This is a genomic window from Bradyrhizobium manausense (genome assembly GCF_018130615.1).
GTDB classification, from domain to species: Bacteria; Pseudomonadota; Alphaproteobacteria; order Rhizobiales; family Xanthobacteraceae; genus Bradyrhizobium; species Bradyrhizobium manausense_A.
In genome coordinates this window covers 179,448-196,864 of the sequence record NZ_JAFCKB010000010.1, presented here as the reverse complement: position 1 = coordinate 196,864, position 17,417 = coordinate 179,448, and the positions used below count along the sequence as shown (strand labels likewise).

Below are 17,417 nucleotides of genomic sequence, written 5' to 3'. Positions count from 1 at the left end.
CGGAAAGGGTTTGCGTGGATCTTGTATGTAAGGTACAAGCTAAAAAGTAAAGCAAAAACAAGGCTCGATAGACCCCCAAAGATCATTGAAGATCAGGGGCTTATTTGGAGCCGCAACAATGGGTGGTGCTATGACGGAGGCAATTCGCGGGTTCTGGGTGGCGTCGGCAACGCCGCTGACGGCGGACGGCAATGTGGACCCCGCCAAGCTTGCCGCTCATGCCAAGCACCTTTTTAGCAAAGGCGTCGATGGCGTCGTACTGTTCGGCACCACCGGCGAGGGCACATCCTTCAATGTCAACGAACGCGTCGCGACCACCGAAGCCGTGCTCAAGGCCGGTGTGCCGGCGGAGCGCATCGGCATCGGCGGCGGCTTTCCCGCCATCAGCGACGGCATTGCGTTGACGCGCGCGGTGCTCGGCCTAGGCCTGCGCCACGTGCTGTATCTACCGCCTTACTTCGATCGCAGCGCCACGCCTGAAGGCATCGAGGATGCATTCGCGGCGATCTTCGACGGTGTCGCCGACGATCGTCTGCTCGCCTATCTCTATCATATCCCGCAGGTCTCGGGTGTCGCGATCCCGACGACGGTCGCCGCGAACTTGCGCAAGCGCTACGGTAAGGTGGTTGCGGGGCTGAAAGACTCCAGCGGCGACTTCAAGCAGTTCCAGGCGTTCCGCGCTGCTGCTCCTGAACTGGCCATCACCGTCGGCAACGAAACCGATATTGCGCGTGCGATCGCCGGCGGCGGCGCCGGCACCATCTGCGGCATGGCCAACATTACGCCGGAACTGGTCAAGGCGATGATCGACGGCAAGGACGTCGAAGCGCGCATGCAGGCCGCGGTCGATATCGTGGTGAAGTCACCATCCTTCCTCACGACGCTGAAAGCGATCCTGGCTGCGCAAACCGGCGACGCCGGCTGGTTGCGTGTGCGACCGCCGCTGCGCGCGCTGTCGGACGGGACCGCGCTCAAGGCGAAGCTCGACGAACTGACCAGTCTTGCGATCGCCTGAGATCGCGTGACACTGCGACATGCTGCCGCGATTTCGCGTTCAGCATGTCGCGGTCGATCAGACAGGACATCTCTGATTGCCGCTGCAGGCGCATTCGCGCCTAGAACGATTCCATACTAGAGAGATTCAAGCCCGCTTACGGTTCTCTTCATTCGCAGCGGCTGGTAGATGCGCCAGCTTCAATGCTGTGACTTGGAAGTGAATCGAAAGTGCGTGCCTTGGTGGATGGTCCTCGCGTCAGAGGTCATCGAAATCGCGCCGGCAAGAGCCGCGCTGGTCTTCTCATCGGAGCGGCTGTGCTGCTCGCCGAATATCCCTCCAGCGCCACCGTCGCGCAGGCGCAAACGGCGCTGCCGCCGGTGAATGTGGATGCGCCGGCGCAGCGGCCGAAGCCGGCGCGGGCTTCGGAGCAGTCGCAACGGCGTACACAGGCGGTTGCGCGCCGGAACCAAACTGCCGCTGCACTGGCCGCGCCGACGCCGTCCGAACGTGCCGCGACTGAGGCTGTCGCACAACAAGCAGCAAAGCTCGGCTATCGCGCAATGCCGAACGCATCCACGCTGCGCTCGGGCGCATCGCCGCTCGACACCTCACAATCCGTCAACGTCGTGCCCGCGCAAGTGCTCAAGGATCAACTCCCGCGCAATATCGACGATGCACTGGTCAACATCAGCGGAATCACCCAGACCAATACGCTCGCCGGTACACAGGACGCGGTCATCCGCCGCGGCTTTGGCGACAATCGCGACGGCTCAATCATGCGCAACGGTATGCCGCTGGTGCAGGGCCGCAGCCTGAACGCCGCCGTCGACAGCGTCGAAGTGCTGAAGGGGCCGGCGTCGCTGCTCTACGGCATCATGGATCCAGGCGGCGTCGTCAACACCATCAGCAAGCGCCCGGAGCTCTATCAGCACGGTTCGGTCACTCTGCTCGGCTCGACCTACGCCAACAACCATAACGGCGCTGACGGCACCCTCGACGTCACCGGACCGATCGGCGACGGCGGTCTCGCCTACCGTTTCATCGGCTACGGCGTCAGCGAGGATTATTGGCGCAATTTCGGCCGCCATCGGGAAATGCTCGTGAACCCGTCCCTCGCCTGGTACGGTGAGACCACGACGGTCCAACTCACCTACGAGCATCGCGAGTTCATCACTCCGTTCGACCGAGGCACCGCCTTCGTCAACGGCGCCCCGCTGCCGATCCCGGCGACGCGCCGGCTCGACGAGCCCTTCAACAACATGTGGGGCACGTCCGACCTGGTCCAGGGCTCAGTCGAGCAGAAGCTCGACGACAATTGGAAGGTTACGGCGGCCTACAGCTACAACACCGAGACCTACAGCGCCAACCAGCTTCGCATCACCAGCGTCAACGCCGCGACCGGCGCGGAAACGCGCAGCAACGACGGCACCCAGAACTCGCTGAGCAACGCCAGCTATGGCACCTCCTATCTGCAGGGTGATGTTTGGGCGGGCGGCTTCCGCAATGAGATCCTGTTTGGCGGCGAGGCGCTGTATCGGACGATTGATCGCCGCGACCTGATCCGCCAGGCGACTCCGAGCTTCAATTTCTACAACCCGATCTATGGACTGGTCACACCGGGCACGACCGTCTCGGCGACGGACAGTGAGCAGACCGACAAGCTCGGCACCCGCGGTTTGTTCGCCCAGGATACGTTCCATCTGACCAACTGGCTGTCCGTGGTCGGCGGCGTACGCTGGATGCAATACGAGCAGCTCGCCGGAAAGGGCCGGCCTCTGTTCGTCACCAATACAAATCTGGCGGGCGACAAGGTGCTGCCGCTCGGCGGTGTCATCGTCAAGCTTAGCGAAGAGCTCTCCTACTATGTGAGCTATACGCAGTCGCTGAAGCCGACCTCGACCATCGCGCTTTTCTCCGGTGCTCCTACTGGCTTCGTCGTCGACTCCAGCTTTGCGCCCGAAGAGGGAACGCAGTGGGAAACCGGGCTGAAATTCGACGTCAGCAAGCGTCTGTCGGGCACCCTGGCCGTCTATGACATCCAGAAGAAGAACGTGCTGGTGATCGATGACATCGGTGGCGGCAAGTCGGCGGCGCGCGCCTCTGGTGCGGCCCGGTCGCGCGGTGTCGAATTGGATGTCACCGGCAGGCTGACCGATGAATGGGCCATGATCGGCAGCTATGGATATACCGATGCCCGGCTGATCAACGATCCCCAGGTCGGCAATGCAAAATTGCTGAACGCCGCGATGAACACGGCGTCGCTCTACCTCGTCTATGATTTCGGCGATCGGCTGCCCGGACGTCTGCGGCTCGGCGGCGGCGCACATTATGTTGGCGACCGGCCGGGCGACTCCCTCAACTCGTTCTTCCTGCCGGCCTACACCGTCGCTGACATCTTCGCGACCTACGACACCAGGATCGACAAGGTTCCGGTGACCTATCAGTTCAACGTCAAGAACCTCTTCGACAAGGTCTACTACACTTCCACCACCGGGAACGCCTTGAACGTCGCAATGGGTGACGGTCGACGCATCTCACTGTCGGCAACGGTGAAGTTTTGATAACGGGAATGCGGCACCAAGGCGGTGATGGCTCTGTCCTGTCGATCACGCGGGCCTGCGCCGATGCATAGGTTCGGGTCCATAATTAAAGCCGTACTGCTCCAGGTCCATTCCATCGCGGGCCTGGTGCTCGCGCTGCTGCTTTCTCTGATCGCGCTGACCGGCGTGATCATGAGCTTTGAGGACGAGATCGTTGACCATCTGAATGCCGGCATCATGCAGGTCGCGCCACGGACGACGCCGGCGCTACTGCCGGATGAACTGGTCACGCGCCTGAACGCTGTGCCGAATGCCGGCAAGGTCGCGGGCATCACACTGTCGAGCGATCCGTCAGCCGCCGCTTATATCCGCTTCGCGCGTGACGGGCAGGGCACGCGGCCGTCATCGTTCTATCTCGATCCCTATGATGGCCGCGTGCTGGGTGTCCCGCGCGGTGAGGACTTCTTCGCGACGGTACGCAGACTGCATCGCTGGCTGCTCATTCCCGGCGATGCCAAGGGTTGGGGCCGTCAGATTACGGGCGTTGCCGCGATGGGCCTGATCGTGATGCTGATTTCGGGTCTCGTGCTGCGCTGGCCGCGCCGGGCGAGCAGCGTGAAGATGTGGCTGAAGCCGAATCTCGGGCTCAGCGGCCGCGGCCTGCATCGTTCGTTGCACGCTGTTATCGGCACCTGGGTTCTGCCGATCTATCTCGTCATGACGCTCACCGGGCTCTGGTACTCCTTTGACTGGTACAAGGACGGCGTGATCTGGCTGCTGTCGCGACCGCATGTGGCAGCGGCGAAGGTACAGCCGAAGCAGTCCTCCGGTCGCGCTGTGCCGGCTCAGCCGGTCGGCTTCGATCGCGCCTGGTCGACCCTCCTGCGCGAGGAGAGCGGTGGTTTCGCCAAGGCTCAGCTGATGCTCCCGCCCGGCCCAGGCACGGTGATGCGGGTCCGGTCGTGGCCGAAGGACTCCACGCTTGAATCCATGCGGGATGAGTTCCGCATCGATGCGGTCACCGGCCAGGTCGTCTCCGTGGAGCGCTATGCCGACAAGACACTCGGCGAGAAGGCCATTGCGAGCGTGCTCGACATCCACCGCGGCACTGTGCTGGGCTGGCCCGGCAAGCTTGCGTTCATGGTGGCTGCGGCGATGATGCCTCTGTTTGCGATCACCGGCGTGCTCTTGTACCTGTCGCGCCGCAAGTTGCGGCGTCCGGCGCACCCGCCGCTCGGGCGGCTGGTTCCGGGCGAGTGATCGGACGCGAAGGCTAGCCAAGGCCGTCGCAATGGTCCAAAAGCCCACGGCCTGTCCTTACCCGGGTTCGCTCCATGAAGCTTTCGACCGTTACCCCCGCCGATATCCGCCGTGCGCTGCTGTTGCGCGAGGAAATCGCGCTGCTCGATCTCAGGCACGAGGCCGCCTTCGCCACTGGTCATCCGCTGTTCGCGGCCAACATGGCTGTGGACCGGATCGAGATCGAGGCCACGGTGCGGCTGCCGCGTAAGGATGCGCCGGTCGTCCTCTTTGATGACGGTGAGGGACTGATCGCAGCCGGCGCCGAACGGCTGGCTGCGCTTGGCTACAGCAAAGTCCGTGCGCTCGATGGTGGTCTGAAAGCGTGGCGGGCGGCGGGCTATGAGGTGTTCGAGGACGTCAACTCCTACTCAAAGGCGTTCGGCGAGCTGGTTGAGGCACGTCGCCATACGCCGTCGTTCAGTGCCGACGAAGTGGCAAAACTGATCGCTGACAAGGCCAATATCGCCATCCTCGACGTTCGCCGCTTCGACGAATACGCGACCATGAACATTCCGGGCTCGGTCAGCGTGCCCGGAGCGGAGCTGGTGCTGCGGGCCGGCCAGGCCGCGCCCGATCCCGACACCACCATCATTGTCAATTGCGCGGGCCGCACCCGGTCGATCATCGGCACCCAGTCGCTGATCAATGCCGGCGTGCCCAACAAGGTGCGGGCGCTGCGCAACGGCACGATCGGCTGGACGCTGGCGCGACACACGCTCGCGCATGGCGCCGACCGGCGCGGTGCGATCGGGTCATTCGAGAACGGCCCGGCCAACGCCCGCGACCTCGCCTATCGTGCCGGCGTCCGCCATATCGGCGCGAACGAGATGTCGGCGTTGGTCGCCGAGACCTGTCGCACTCTCTATCGGTTCGACGTCCGCGACGCGGAGGACTATGCGGCCGGTCATCTCCCGGGCTTCCGCCACTATCCCGGCGGCCAGCTCGTCCAGGAGACCGACATGGCCGCGCCGGTGCGCGGTGCGCGCATCGTCCTGACCGACGACAAGGGCGTGCGCGCCGACATGACGGCGTCCTGGCTCGCGCAGATGGGCTGGGAGGTCTATGTGCTCGAAGGCGGCTATGATGCCGGCACGCTCGAGGTCGGTCCGCCGCTCGTGCTGCCGAAGCCCGACCCCGCCCATCGCTACCGCCGCCCCTACGAGGGAACGGACATCGCCGAGCGCGCCATGCAGGCCTATCTCGACTGGGAATACGGTCTCGTCGACCAGCTCCGCCGCGACGGCACGCATGGGTTCTATGTGATCTGAGCGTGGGCGCCTTGATCCACCGGAGTCGTACGGATCGGACGGACCAGGCCTTGCCTCGCCGTGCGAATGATGGTCGATTTTAACCCGAATCAGTTTTGCGTTCTGCCCAGACATCCCGGGTTCCGGGATCCCGCCGCGACGGACGCAAATGGCCCACGACGCCGATACGATCGAACGACCAGCCTCGACTCAAGACACCACCGCAAGCGCCGCATTCCTGCGCAACTTGCCGGCGCCGGAACCGTCGATGGGCTCGGCCGCCTATGCCGACCAACGTGAGCGCGCGCTGGCCTTCGATCCGCGTCGCCGCGCCAACTACGACAAATATCTGCGCGCGCGGACTGATCGCAGAATCGTCGACTATCTGCCGATCAAGCTCGACATCGAGAATGTCAGCCGTTGCAATTTCCGCTGCACCATGTGCCAGGTCAGTGACTGGCACAAAGGCCAGCGTGCCGGCGACATGCCGCTCGACAGTTTCAAGGCACTGCTCGACCAGCAATACGGCCTGATCGAGATCAAGCTCCAGGGCATGGGCGAGCCGCTGATGCAGGGCGACGCATATCTCGCCATGCTGCGCCATGCGCGCGAGCGCGAGATCTGGGTGCGCACCACCACGAATGCCTCGCTGCTGCATCTGCGCGACAACTATCGCCGGCTGATCGACGCCGATCCGAACGAGGTGCAGATCTCGATCGATGGCGCCGACGAGGCGACGTTCGAGAGCATCCGCCGCGGCTCGGTGTTCTCGCGCGTCATCGCCAATTGCAAGCTGATCAACGCCTATTCCCGCGAGATCGGCGTCGACCGCACCAAGATGTGGGTCGTGGTGCAGCAATCCAACCGGCACCAGCTGCCGGCCTTCGTCGAGCTTGCCGCGGAAGCCGGCTTCACCAGCCTGGCCTTCTCGCTCGATCTCACCAATTGGGGCCAGGACAAATGGGGGGAGGCGCTGCGCGACATCGTCGCGGAGGATGCCTTCACCGAGGAGCTCTGCGACCGGCTGATGGCGCGCGGGCGCGAGCTTGGCGTGCGCGTGGCGTTCTGGAACGTCACCGACAAATATAGCTGGCGCAAGACCGACAAGCTTTGCCCGTGGCCGTTCGAGCGGCTCTATGTCTCCTCCGACATGCGCACCGTTCCCTGCTGCACCATCGCCAACCCTGAAGTTGTCGATCTCGGCAATGCCGAGGATCTCGTCGCGATCTGGCATGGCGAGGCCTACGAGACGTTTCGCCGGGATCACCGCGAGGGACGCATTCCCGAGGTGTGCCGCGGCTGCTATCGCGAAGGCGATCGCACCTAACTGGTTTCGCGGCCGTAACGATCGATCAGCGCCCCGATCTCCGACGGCTGGTAGCCGTAGCGCGCGATCGCGTGCGCGCTTGATAGCGTGAACGACGTGTTGGCCGGAGCGATCTCTTCGATTTTGGCTGATGCGCCAAGCGCCCGTGCCAGGCGTTCAATGATTTCGCGCACCGTCAGCGATCCCGCGGCGCCGAGCACCGCTGCGTCGAAGCCACCCCAGGGCTCGCAGGTCAGAACGGCGTGGACCAGTGCGGCGATGTCGTCGATATGAGCTGCGTTGTTGTAGAGCCGGTCGAGATGGAAGGCGTGTATCGGTTCGCCCGCCCGCAGCCGAGACGCGACGCCTGCGAGCCAATTCCGGTGCGCGCCCGGGCCAACGATTCCCGGCAGGCGCAGTGCCAGCGAAGAAAACTCGGCAGAGAGTTCGGCGAGCCGCTGCTCGGCGATGAGTTTGGATGCGCCATACGCGTCGGGATCGCGCACCGGCGTTGCCTCGTCGACCACGTCCTGCTCGATCCGGCCGTAGTAGGAGAGCGAGGAGAAGAAGATGAAGCGGCCGACACCCCAGCGACCGGCCGCCTTGATCAACGCGAAACTCGCATCGATGTTGTCGCGAACCAGCGTCGCGACATCGACGCCCGGAGCCGGCGATGTCGCTGCAATGTGCACGATGGCATCGAACGGGCCGGCAAGCTTGCTTGCGTCGGTTAGGTCTATCCGCAGCAGCTCAAGCCGCGCGCCGCCGCGCAGAGGCGCAAGAAAATCCGTGTCGCGGCGATAAGTGCCGACGACATCATGGCCGCCGCTCGCGAGCCGGCGCGCCACCGTGCTGCCCGAGAAGCCGGAGACGCCGGTCACGAGCACGCGCATCGTCGCCCTCAGCCGATCGTGGCCAGGATCCGCCCGGGCGACAGGCCGTGTGCCGCGAGCAGATCGTTGGTCGAGCCGTAATTGTGGATGAAGGCGTCCTGCAGCGTGAAGGTATCGAGCCGGCAGGTGGCGCGAACGTCCCACGCGATCTGCTTCACCTGCGAGGCGAGCCCGCCCTGTGGCGCGTGCTCTTCGATCACGACGACGTGGCGGTGCTGTTGCAGGGCGGCCGCGATGCCGTCGCGGTCGAGCGGTTTTAGCGTGTGCGCCGAGACCAGCGAGACCGAGCGCCCCTGGGCCGCGAGCCTGTCGGCGATCTCGGTCGCCATCGCCGTGATCACGCCATAGGTGAGGATGCAGATGTCGCTGCCGCGCCGCAAGTAACGCAGCTTGCCGAACTGCCAGGGCTCGGCCTGCGCCGTCAGCACGGGCTCGCCGGCCTTGCCGATGCGCAGGTATACCGGGCCATTCTTCTGCCGCGCGCACCAGCGCGTGGCTTCAACGCATTCGAGGGGATCGCAAGGTGCGAGCACCTGCATGTTGGGCAGCGCCGAGGCGACCGCGATGTCTTCCTGCGTGTGATGCGTACCGCCCAGGGTCGAATAGATCACGCCCGCGCCCATGCCGACCACGGTGACGGGCAGGTTCTGGTAGCAGAGATCGTCGCGGATCATCTCGAACGGACGATAAAGGCTGAAGGTCGCGATGGTGTAGGCGAAGGGCTGGCAGCCCTTCAGCGCGAGGCCGGCTGCGATGCCGATCATGGTCTGCTCGGCGACGCCGACATTGATGAAGCGCTCGGGATATTCACTCGAAAATTTTCCCATGCTGCCGGCTGGCGAGATATCGGCGACGACGATGTAGACGTCCGGATTGGCGGTCGCTTCCTGGTACAGCGTCTCGGAAAAGGTGTTTCTCACGCCTGTGTCTCCAACTCGCGGATCGCCTGGGCATACTCGTCCTTGCTCGGCGCGCGGTAATGCCAGATCGGCGCGTTCTCCATGTAGCTGACGCCCTTGCCCTTGGTGGTGCGCGCCACCACCATCAGCGGCCGGTCGCCCTTGCGCGCCGACACTGCCCGATGGATCGCCGCGGAATCGTGGCCGTCGATTTCGGCAGTCTCCCAGCCGAAAGCGTCGAACTTCGCAGCCAGCGGATAGAGCGAGGGATGGGTTTCGGAGGTGCGTCCAAGGCTTTGAAAGTCGTTGTTGTCGATGAAGGCGACGATGTTGGTCAGCTTCAGCGAAGAGGCCATCAGCACGGCCTCCCAGGTCGATCCCTCCTGGGTCTCGCCGTCGCTGAGCACGGTATAGATCATCCCGTCCCGGCGCTTGCCGCGCTCGGCCAGCGCCATGCCCACCACCATCGACAGGCCGTGGCCGAGCGAGCCGGTCGAGGCCTCGATGCCGGGATTGCCATAGTCAGGATGCACGCCAAGGCGGCCGTGCGGCGTGCAATAGGCGTCGAGGTCGGCCCGCGTGAGCACGCCGAGCTCTTCCAGCACGACGTACTGAATCATGCAGCCATGGCCCTTTGACATCAGGAAAGTATCGGGCGAGGACAGGCCCGGCTTGCGCATCAGCTCATTGTAGATGCCATCGACGATCTCGGTGCAGGAGAAGGCGCCGCCGATGTGCAGGGCCGAGACGCGCTGCGAGATGTCGAGGATGCGCCGGCGATAGCGCTGGCAGCGCGTCCGCGCCGCTCTTGCATCGAAGCTGGCTTGGGTCATGAAAGCGTCCTCATCCTACTCGATGATCGTCCAGAAATAATCGCCGGTATAGCCGGCCTCTTGGAAGAGCGCGATCCAGCCTTGCGGATAGTCGTGGAAACGGGCAGTCAGCACCCATTCCTCGAAAACCGCCTTCTGCTCCGGCGTGCGATAGGAGTCCACTTGCACGAAGGCGCGCCCGCCCGAGACACGCTGGATTTCCTTCAGCGCCTGGATGCAGCCGGCGCGGTCGAGATTGTGAATGGTGTTGAGCGAGATCGCGCACTTGAAGCTGTTGTCCGGAAACGGCAGCTCCAGCGCGTTGCCGAGATGCAGGCGGCCGATCGTCTCCGCCTCGCAATGCATCAGCGCGTAGCGGGAGATATCGAGGCCAAATGCTTCGATCCCCGGACAGGCGATCATGAAGTCCTTGACCAGAAAGCCCTTGGCGCAGCCGATATCGAGCACGCCGTCGCCAGGCTTCAAGGAGAAGTGTTCGATGAAATCGCGCGCTACCGGCACCCAGCGTCCGTCATAGCGATAGCCGCCATAGCCGTATTCGCGCGGGCCGTCGAAATAGGTCTCGCCATATTCGCGGGAGATGCGGATGTGTTCCTCGGTCTTAGCGGTGGCGCGCGCGGAGAGATTGCGCTTGCCGCGCGGCAGCTTGGAGAGGAGGTTTACCTCAGTCATAGGCATCATCCGGTTCGTGGTCACGACGCGCGCGCGCCGAGCGTGCGATAATCGAGGCCGGCCGCATGCGCGGCGGCAGCGTTGAGCACGCGATAGGGATCGAGAATCAGCCGCCCGCGCATGAGGCGCGCGAGTTCGGCGGGGGCGAGCTCGCGGAATTCCGGCCAGGGCGTCATGATCGCGAGCGCATCGACCTTGCGCGCGGCGTCGAGCGCATTCGATGCGGCTGTCAGCTTCGGATGCCGCGCGGCGGAGGCGGGCACGGCCGGATCGAACGCACGCACCGGCCATGCCGCGAGCTGCGCGATCAGCGCCAGTGCCGCCGAGTTCTTCACCGAATGCGTATTTTCCTTGTAGGCGAGGCCGAGCACGCCGATCTGCGCTTGCGGCGCTGTTGCCAGCAACGCCTCGTGCAACTCGCGCAGCGCCCAGTCCTTGCGATGGGCGCTGTTGGCGACGATGGCACGGATCATCCCGGCATCGGTGCCGTGCTGCTCCGACAGCCGCATCACTGTGGCGAGGTCGCGCTCGATATTGCCACCGGCAAGCCCCAGCCCCGGCGCGAGATAAGCATGGGGGCCAATGCGCGCGTCGAGCTTCAGCGCGGGCGCGATCTCGGACCAGTCGGCGCCGACACGCTCGCAGAGCTCGGCAAGTGTGTTGGCGGTGGTGACCGACGCCGCCAGCGCGCAATTGATGGAGATCTTTGCCAGCTCGGCGCTCTCCAGCCGCATCGGCAGCAGCGGGCAGCCGAAGGATTCGAGGAAGCTCCGCCACGCCGACGGCAATGGTGCATCCGGATCGACGCAACCGAGAATAAAGCGTTCAGGCTTGGTCGCGCGCTCAACGGCGCGGCCGAACACCAGCGTCTCGACCTGATAGAGGATGGTGCGGCCGGGACGCTGCCGCGCGCGGGTAAATCCCGGCGGCACCTGGCTGAGGATGACGATAACAGCATCATCGCGTGTGTTCGTAAGCACAATGTCGAGCAGGGCGTCGATGCCGCCGAGGTCGCTGACGCCGGCGCCATCGGTGGGCACGTCGGGGGCGACATAGACGAGGTCGCAGGCGTGCAGCGTCGTTGCATCCGCAGAGAAGTCGATGCGGTCGCGGTGCGCGCGCAGGAGATCGTCGAGCGCAGGCTCGCGCACCGGTAGGTCGCCCGCAGAGATGCGGCGAGTCAGGGATGCATCGGCATCGAAGCCGAGCGTCGCAAAACCCTGGGCGGCTGCGGCGATCGCCGAGCAGAGGCCGAGATGGGTCATGCCGGCATAGGCGATGCGGGGCCGGGTCATGCGGCGCTTCCCGCCTGAATTTCCTGACCGAGCCGCGTCAGCGCGCGATGCAGCCAGATGTCATTGGAAAGGTCGGTCTCCGCGCGTGCTTCGCAGAGCTGCTTGAATTGAGCATACTCGAGTGCCCAGGTCGGATCGTCCTGCACCAGGATCTGGCTCTCTTCCGGCGGACGGCCGCTCGGCAACACGCGGGTGCGGTGGATGAAGCTGCTCGGCCCCCATTTACACAGCGACTCGATATGCGCCGAACCGTGTTCGGCGAAGACGTCGCAGGTAAAATGGTTGCGCCAGGACAACAGCGTCATCTCGAGCTCGATCTGCGGGCGCCCCTGTGTGGCGATCACCACGTGATCCGGCGCGCGATTCTCGAACCGCTCGGCCGACACGATGTGGAACTTGTCGGCGAGGTCGCCGAACCAGAAGCGCGCGGTGTCGAGCAAATGCGAACCGAGATCGCCGAGCACACCATCGCCGGTATCGCGCCAGGCCGAGCTGCGCACCAGCCGGGCGGTGCCGTTGCCGTAAAACATGCGGCAGCGGTAGATGGCGCCGAGCTTGCCGGATTGCAGCAGGTCGCGCATCCGCACGAAATGGGGCTCGAAGCGATGGTTATAGGCGGTCACGCAGAACGCGCCCGTGCGGCGTGCGAGCGCTTCGAGCGCGCGAAGGTCGTCGCCGTTTACGGCAAATAGCGGCTTCTCCACCAGCACATGCTTGCCGCGCTCGAGCAAGTAACGCAGCAACTCGATCTTAGGGGTATCAGGTGTGCAGACAATGGCCGCATCGAAGCGATCGAGAGGCGCATCTTCGAGACGGCGCCAGTCGGCCTCAGGCGCCACCGGATCGACGATGCCGACCGCGTCCTCGCTCGCGACCTTGAGACGCTTGTGGCCCTGAACTCCGTACCCGACGATGATGACTTTCATCGCGGCCTCAGCGGTACTGCGCCTGCCGCTCGAGACGGTCGATCTTGTCGAGGATGTCGTTCGGGGCGGTCGGCACGTTGCCCTGGTGCTCGCAGGCGACCGCAGCGGAGAGCGAGCCGAGCACGGCGGCGATCACGGCATTGCCAGTAAGATACATCGCCGGTGCAGCATAGGCGAGCAGGGCGTCGCCGGAGCCGACGGCATCGACGACGTTGTCGGCAAAGCTGTCGACGGCGAAGAACGAACGGACGTCCTCGTCGCTCTTCGGCTCGCCGCGGAAAGCCATCAGGCCGCGCGGACCGAGCTTGAGCAGCAGCGTCTTGCAATGCGCCTGGCGGTACAGCTCGGTGCCAAGGGGGCGCACCACCGAGTCCTGGTCCCCGAGCGCGAAGCGCGCCTCGCGCTCGTTCGGCGTGATCAGATCAAAACCCTGGAATTCGAGGATGTTGCCCCAGCGGCTGGCGACCTGCGAATCGGCAACGCGGAAGGCGGTCTTCGGGATCGCCTTGACCAGATGCGGAATGGTCTCGCGATTGAAGATGCCGTGGCGGAAATCCGTGAATACGACGATGTCGGCCGGTACCGACGCGATGCGATCGATCAGCGTGCGGCGAATGCGCTCGGGGATCGGCCGGTTGTCGACGCGGTCGACCTTGAGCAGATGGTGGCCCGCGGCGACGATGACATCCTTGTTGGTCGTCGGTCGGTTCGGATCAATCACCGCGTGGAAATCGATGTCGGTGGCGCCGAGGTCCTGCTTGACGAATTCCGCAGTGGCATCTTCACCGAGCACAGTGGAGAAAGTCACCTGTGTGCCCGCACTGGCGAGATGTTTCGCGACGATGCCCGCGCCGCCGACGAAATCCTGCTTCTCCTCGAAGCGCACGCTCATGGTCGGCGTCTTGGTGCCGCCGCCGATCACGGCGCAGCGCGTATAGGTGTCGACGATGGTGTCGCCGATGACGTGAACGCGCAGATCGTGAAACCGGTCGAGCACGCCGCGCAGGCTGTCGAAATCGAGGTGCTCGGCATAGAGCAGGGTGAGGAGCTTCTCGGTCGCGATCGAAGGCGGCGACGTCTCGATGATGTGCGAGGACGAGAACACGATATCGCCGGGCGTGAAGATCAGCTCGCCGCCATAGGCTTCGACCGCTTCCTTCTCCTCGGCAGTGCGCGGATGCAGCCCAGCCGCGGTGTATTCGTAGCCCTTGGCGAAGATGTCGGGCTCGATCAGGCGGATGTTGTCGATCGGCGTCGGCTTCGGGTCGAGCATCACGTAATCGACCGCCTCGAGTGCGGCGAGGTTGAAGGCGCGTAGCTCTTGCGGCACGAAGGGCCGGAAGTTCGCCTTCAGGATATGTGCATCCGCCGTGAGGCTAGCGATCAAAATGTCGCCTTTGCTCTTGGCGTAGAGCAGATGGCGGACATGGCCGGGATGCACGACGTCGAACGTGCCGTGGCACATGATGACCTTGCGGACGCGCGGACGGCGGCCGATCATCGCGGCGATCTCGGCCGCGCTCTTCAGCTTGTGGCTCACCATCCGATGCGTCGCATCGTCCATCATGCCGGCGTTCCCTTGGTCGCAAGCGCGTTGAACCATGCCGAGGTCGCTGCGGCAATGGAGTCGGGGTTCCACAGCGGCGCATCGCGCCAATAGTCGATCTCGGCGAGGATGCGGCGGACGCCTTCCTCGAAGCTGACTTTCGGTTCCCAGCCGAGCTCGCGACGGATCTTTGCGATGTCGGCAAAGGTGCAGTCCGGTTCGCCCGGCCGTTTCGGAATGTGGATCACGGGCCCGCCGAGCAGGGCCACCAAACGGTTGACCGATTGCGGATTGCCGGCGCCGAGGTTCCAGAGTTCGCCCGTGAGCTCGGTCTCGCCGGCACGGAGGAACGCATCGGCGACGTCGCTGGCATAGACGAAATCGCGTCTCTGGGTCCCGTCGCCGACGACCGTGAAAGGTTTGCCGGCGAGCTTCTGCCGCAGGAACACGCCGAACACCGCGCCATAGGCGCCCGAGGTGCGCGAGCGCGTGCCATAGGCGTTGAAGATGCGGATGACGTTGACCGGGAGCTTGTACACGGCATGCCAGTGCAGCACGGCCTGCTCACCCTGATACTTGCTCAGCGCGTAGGGATATTGCGGCGAGATCGGGTGGTCCTCGCGGGTCGGCGTTGCGGCCAATCCGTAGCAGGAGGACGACGCCGCATAGACGAGCTTATGCACGTCGGCCTGACGGGCGCATTCCAGCACCTGCGCGGTGCCCTGCACGTTCACCGACATGTAGTCGAGCGGGGATTCGATCGAGGGTACGATGTCGCCGATGCCTGCGAAGTGGAACACGCGGGTGACGTCGCGGAACAGCGTGCCGCCTGGCTGCACATCGCGAATGTCGCCGCGTTCGAAGGTGAGATCGCTATTGTTGGCATGCGCGGCGAGATTGGCCTCGCGGCCGCCGACGAGATTGTCGATCACGCGCACCCGGTAGCCCCGCGCCAGCAACAGCTCGACCATGTGGCTGCCGATGAAGCCGGCGCCACCTGTCACCAGCGCGGTCGGACGCGCACTCATCTGGCCCCGAGCTTCTTCATGGTGCGGACGTTGTAATACCAGTCGTTGTCAAAGCTGTTCGGCAGCAGATGGTTGACGAAGGCGCGAGTAAGGTCGCGCATCGCGTCCTCGATCGTCCGCGCAGGAGCGTAGCCGAGCACGCGGCGAATCTTGTCGGAATTGACGTGATATGAGCGGTTGTCGTCCGAAGGCGTGGTGACGATGCCGATGTCGCGGCGGCCGTTCGCCTCCACCACGGATTTCACCATGGTGGCGAGATCGGCGATCGAGTGGTTCTCGAAGCCGATATTGAAGGTCTCGCCGTGGATCTTGTCGTGTGGCGCGGTCAGCATCAGCCGGTAGGCGTCGACCATGTCCTCGATATGGAGGTTGGGCCGCATCTGTTTGCCGCCGAACACGGTGATGAGGCCGTTGTTCACGGCGTGGTTGGTGAGGATGTTGACGGAGAGGTCGAGCCGCGTGCGCGGGCTGTAGCCGCAGATCGTCGCGGGACGCACCGTCACGCAGGTGAAGTCGTCGGTCTTGTGCTTCCACAGCAGCGGCTCGCACATGCCCTTGAACTTGTTGTAGAGCGTCAGCGGCACCAGAGGATGCTCTTCAGTGACGTCAGGCGCGTCGCTGACACCGTAAACGGAGCTCGTCGAGCAATAGACGAAACGCTTCACGCCCGCCTTGCGCGCCGCGACCACCATCGGCTCGAAACAGTCATAGTTGATGGTCTTGGAGAGGTTCTCGTCGAGTTCGAAGCTTGCATCGTTGGAGATGCAGGCGAGATGCAGCACCGCATCCTGGCCTTTGAGATGCGTGGCGAGCTTGGCGGTGTCGCGGACGTCACCCTGCTCGACGCGCAAGTTCGGATGGTTCGGCAGCCGCGAACCGAAGAACAGGAGATCGTAGACGGTGACGTTGTAGCCGTCGGCGAGCAGGCGGGGGGCCAGGACATGGCCGACATATCCGGCGCCGCCGGTGACGAGGACGTTCTTGAGCATTGCAATCCGGTGTCGTTAACGATCGATACGGCCGACCACGCGCTTGCGGGCCGGCTTGCGCGGTGACAGCTCGTAGCCTGCCGCCAGCGCGTCATTCCGGAACATGGCGACGGTCTCGCGCGAGTAGACGTCGAGATCCTTGCCGACCAGATCGAATTTCTTCAGCAGGTCGGCGGAGAGCGTGATGATGTGGCAGCCGATGGCGTCGGCCTGGAACAGGTTGAGCAGCTCGCGCGGGCTGGCCCAGAGCAGTTGCGCGGCCGGACGATCAGCCAGGATGTCCAGCGCCGCCGACATCATCGCGACAGGATCGCGACCGGTGTCTGCGATGCGCCCGGCGAAGACCGAAACAATGGCCGGCGTGTTGGCGTCGAGGACGTCACGGACGCGCTCCACTTGGCTTAGTGTAAGAATGGCAGTGACGTTGACCTTCACGCCCTCGCGCGCCAGTTCCGCTATCGCAGGGCCGCAGAACTCGCCGCGGGTGGTCGTCACCGGGAGCTTCACGTAAACATTCTGCCCCCACGAAGCGATCTCGCGGGCTTCATGGGTGATGGTGGCGAGGTCGTCGCCCAGCACCTCGAAACAGATCGGCCGGTCGCGCACCATCTGCAGCGCCGCGCAGCCGAAGGTGCGATAGTCGCCGACGCCTGCCGCGCGCATCAGCGACGGGTTGGTGGTGAAACCCTTGATCCGCGGATCGAGCGACGTGCGCTGGATCGTTGCGAGATCCGCGCCGTCACCGAAGATCTTGATGTTGAGCGCCTCGATGCTCGGTGCATTCATGTTGCGTAAGCCCCTTCAGCCTGTCGCCCGCTGGATCCATCGCCCGAGGCCCAGCGTGGCCAAATCACACCAATCTGCGTTTGCGCCGGACGCATTCCGCGCAAACAAGACGACTCACGCACGACACAACATTACCTCTCCAGGAGTCACCAAGCCAG

Annotated in this window: 15 protein-coding genes; 5 read left to right on the top strand and 10 right to left on the bottom strand. The window is 64.3% G+C overall.

Annotated elements, in window-relative coordinates; genetic code table 11:
* Positions 1–130: 130 nt before the first annotated feature.
* The 5 genes from JQ587_RS20700 to JQ587_RS20680 all read left to right on the top strand — a co-directional run bounded on the left by JQ587_RS20700 (position 131) and on the right by JQ587_RS20680 (position 7,413).
* Positions 131–1,015, top strand: coding sequence for a dihydrodipicolinate synthase family protein (locus tag JQ587_RS20700; protein ID WP_212426462.1), 885 nt, complete (start codon positions 131–133; stop codon positions 1,013–1,015).
* A gap of 209 nt (positions 1,016–1,224) precedes the next feature.
* Positions 1,225–3,558 (top strand): TonB-dependent siderophore receptor, encoded by a 2,334-nt coding sequence (locus tag JQ587_RS20695; RefSeq protein ID WP_212426461.1) that lies wholly within the window; start codon positions 1,225–1,227, stop codon positions 3,556–3,558.
* A gap of 63 nt (positions 3,559–3,621) precedes the next feature.
* On the top strand, positions 3,622–4,797 hold the full coding sequence (locus tag JQ587_RS20690; protein WP_212426460.1) for a PepSY-associated TM helix domain-containing protein: 1,176 nt from the start codon (positions 3,622–3,624) through the stop codon (positions 4,795–4,797).
* A 74-nt stretch (positions 4,798–4,871) separates the two neighbouring features.
* Positions 4,872–6,107 carry a rhodanese-like domain-containing protein gene (locus JQ587_RS20685; protein WP_212298605.1) on the top strand — a complete coding sequence of 412 codons (1,236 nt, stop codon included), beginning with the start codon at positions 4,872–4,874 and terminating at the stop codon, positions 6,105–6,107.
* A gap of 148 nt (positions 6,108–6,255) precedes the next feature.
* Positions 6,256–7,413 (top strand): radical SAM protein, encoded by a 1,158-nt coding sequence (locus tag JQ587_RS20680; protein WP_212426459.1) that lies wholly within the window; start codon positions 6,256–6,258, stop codon positions 7,411–7,413.
* Here JQ587_RS20680 and JQ587_RS20675 read toward each other — a convergent pair.
* Genes JQ587_RS20675 through JQ587_RS20630 form a run of 10 tightly spaced genes read right to left on the bottom strand, consistent with a single transcriptional unit; the run spans position 7,410 to position 17,259 of the window.
* Positions 7,410–8,285, bottom strand: a complete 876-nt coding sequence (locus tag JQ587_RS20675; protein ID WP_212426458.1) for an NAD-dependent epimerase/dehydratase family protein — start codon at positions 8,283–8,285, stop codon at positions 7,410–7,412. The two genes, JQ587_RS20680 and JQ587_RS20675, sit on opposite strands and share 4 nt — an antisense overlap.
* Before the next feature lie 8 nt (positions 8,286–8,293).
* Positions 8,294–9,205 carry a transketolase family protein gene (locus tag JQ587_RS20670; RefSeq protein WP_212426457.1) on the bottom strand — a complete coding sequence of 304 codons (912 nt, stop codon included), beginning with the start codon at positions 9,203–9,205 and terminating at the stop codon, positions 8,294–8,296.
* Positions 9,202–10,017, bottom strand: a complete 816-nt coding sequence (locus tag JQ587_RS20665) for a transketolase (RefSeq protein WP_212426456.1) — start codon at positions 10,015–10,017, stop codon at positions 9,202–9,204. The genes JQ587_RS20670 and JQ587_RS20665 overlap by 4 nt, the downstream gene beginning before the upstream one ends.
* 15 nt (positions 10,018–10,032) lie before the next feature.
* The gene (locus JQ587_RS20660; RefSeq protein WP_212426455.1) at positions 10,033–10,689 is read right to left on the bottom strand and encodes a class I SAM-dependent methyltransferase; all 657 of its coding nucleotides are present in this window, start codon (positions 10,687–10,689) and stop codon (positions 10,033–10,035) included.
* Between the two features lie 20 nt (positions 10,690–10,709).
* Positions 10,710–11,984 carry a nucleotide sugar dehydrogenase gene (locus tag JQ587_RS20655; RefSeq protein WP_212426454.1) on the bottom strand — a complete coding sequence of 425 codons (1,275 nt, stop codon included), beginning with the start codon at positions 11,982–11,984 and terminating at the stop codon, positions 10,710–10,712.
* On the bottom strand, positions 11,981–12,910 hold the full coding sequence (locus tag JQ587_RS20650) for a Gfo/Idh/MocA family protein (RefSeq protein ID WP_212426453.1): 930 nt from the start codon (positions 12,908–12,910) through the stop codon (positions 11,981–11,983). Before JQ587_RS20650 ends, JQ587_RS20655 begins: the two co-directional genes overlap by 4 nt.
* A gap of 7 nt (positions 12,911–12,917) precedes the next feature.
* A complete protein-coding gene (locus tag JQ587_RS20645) occupies positions 12,918–14,477 on the bottom strand; it encodes a PfkB family carbohydrate kinase (RefSeq protein WP_212426452.1) in 1,560 nt (519 codons plus the stop codon).
* On the bottom strand, positions 14,474–15,484 hold the full coding sequence (locus tag JQ587_RS20640) for an NAD-dependent epimerase/dehydratase family protein (RefSeq protein WP_212426451.1): 1,011 nt from the start codon (positions 15,482–15,484) through the stop codon (positions 14,474–14,476). Before JQ587_RS20640 ends, JQ587_RS20645 begins: the two co-directional genes overlap by 4 nt.
* On the bottom strand, positions 15,481–16,473 hold the full coding sequence (locus JQ587_RS20635) for an NAD-dependent epimerase/dehydratase family protein (RefSeq protein WP_212426450.1): 993 nt from the start codon (positions 16,471–16,473) through the stop codon (positions 15,481–15,483). Before JQ587_RS20635 ends, JQ587_RS20640 begins: the two co-directional genes overlap by 4 nt.
* A 15-nt stretch (positions 16,474–16,488) precedes the next feature.
* Positions 16,489–17,259, bottom strand: coding sequence for a transaldolase (locus tag JQ587_RS20630; protein WP_212426449.1), 771 nt, complete (start codon positions 17,257–17,259; stop codon positions 16,489–16,491).
* Positions 17,260–17,417: the final 158 nt, after the last annotated feature.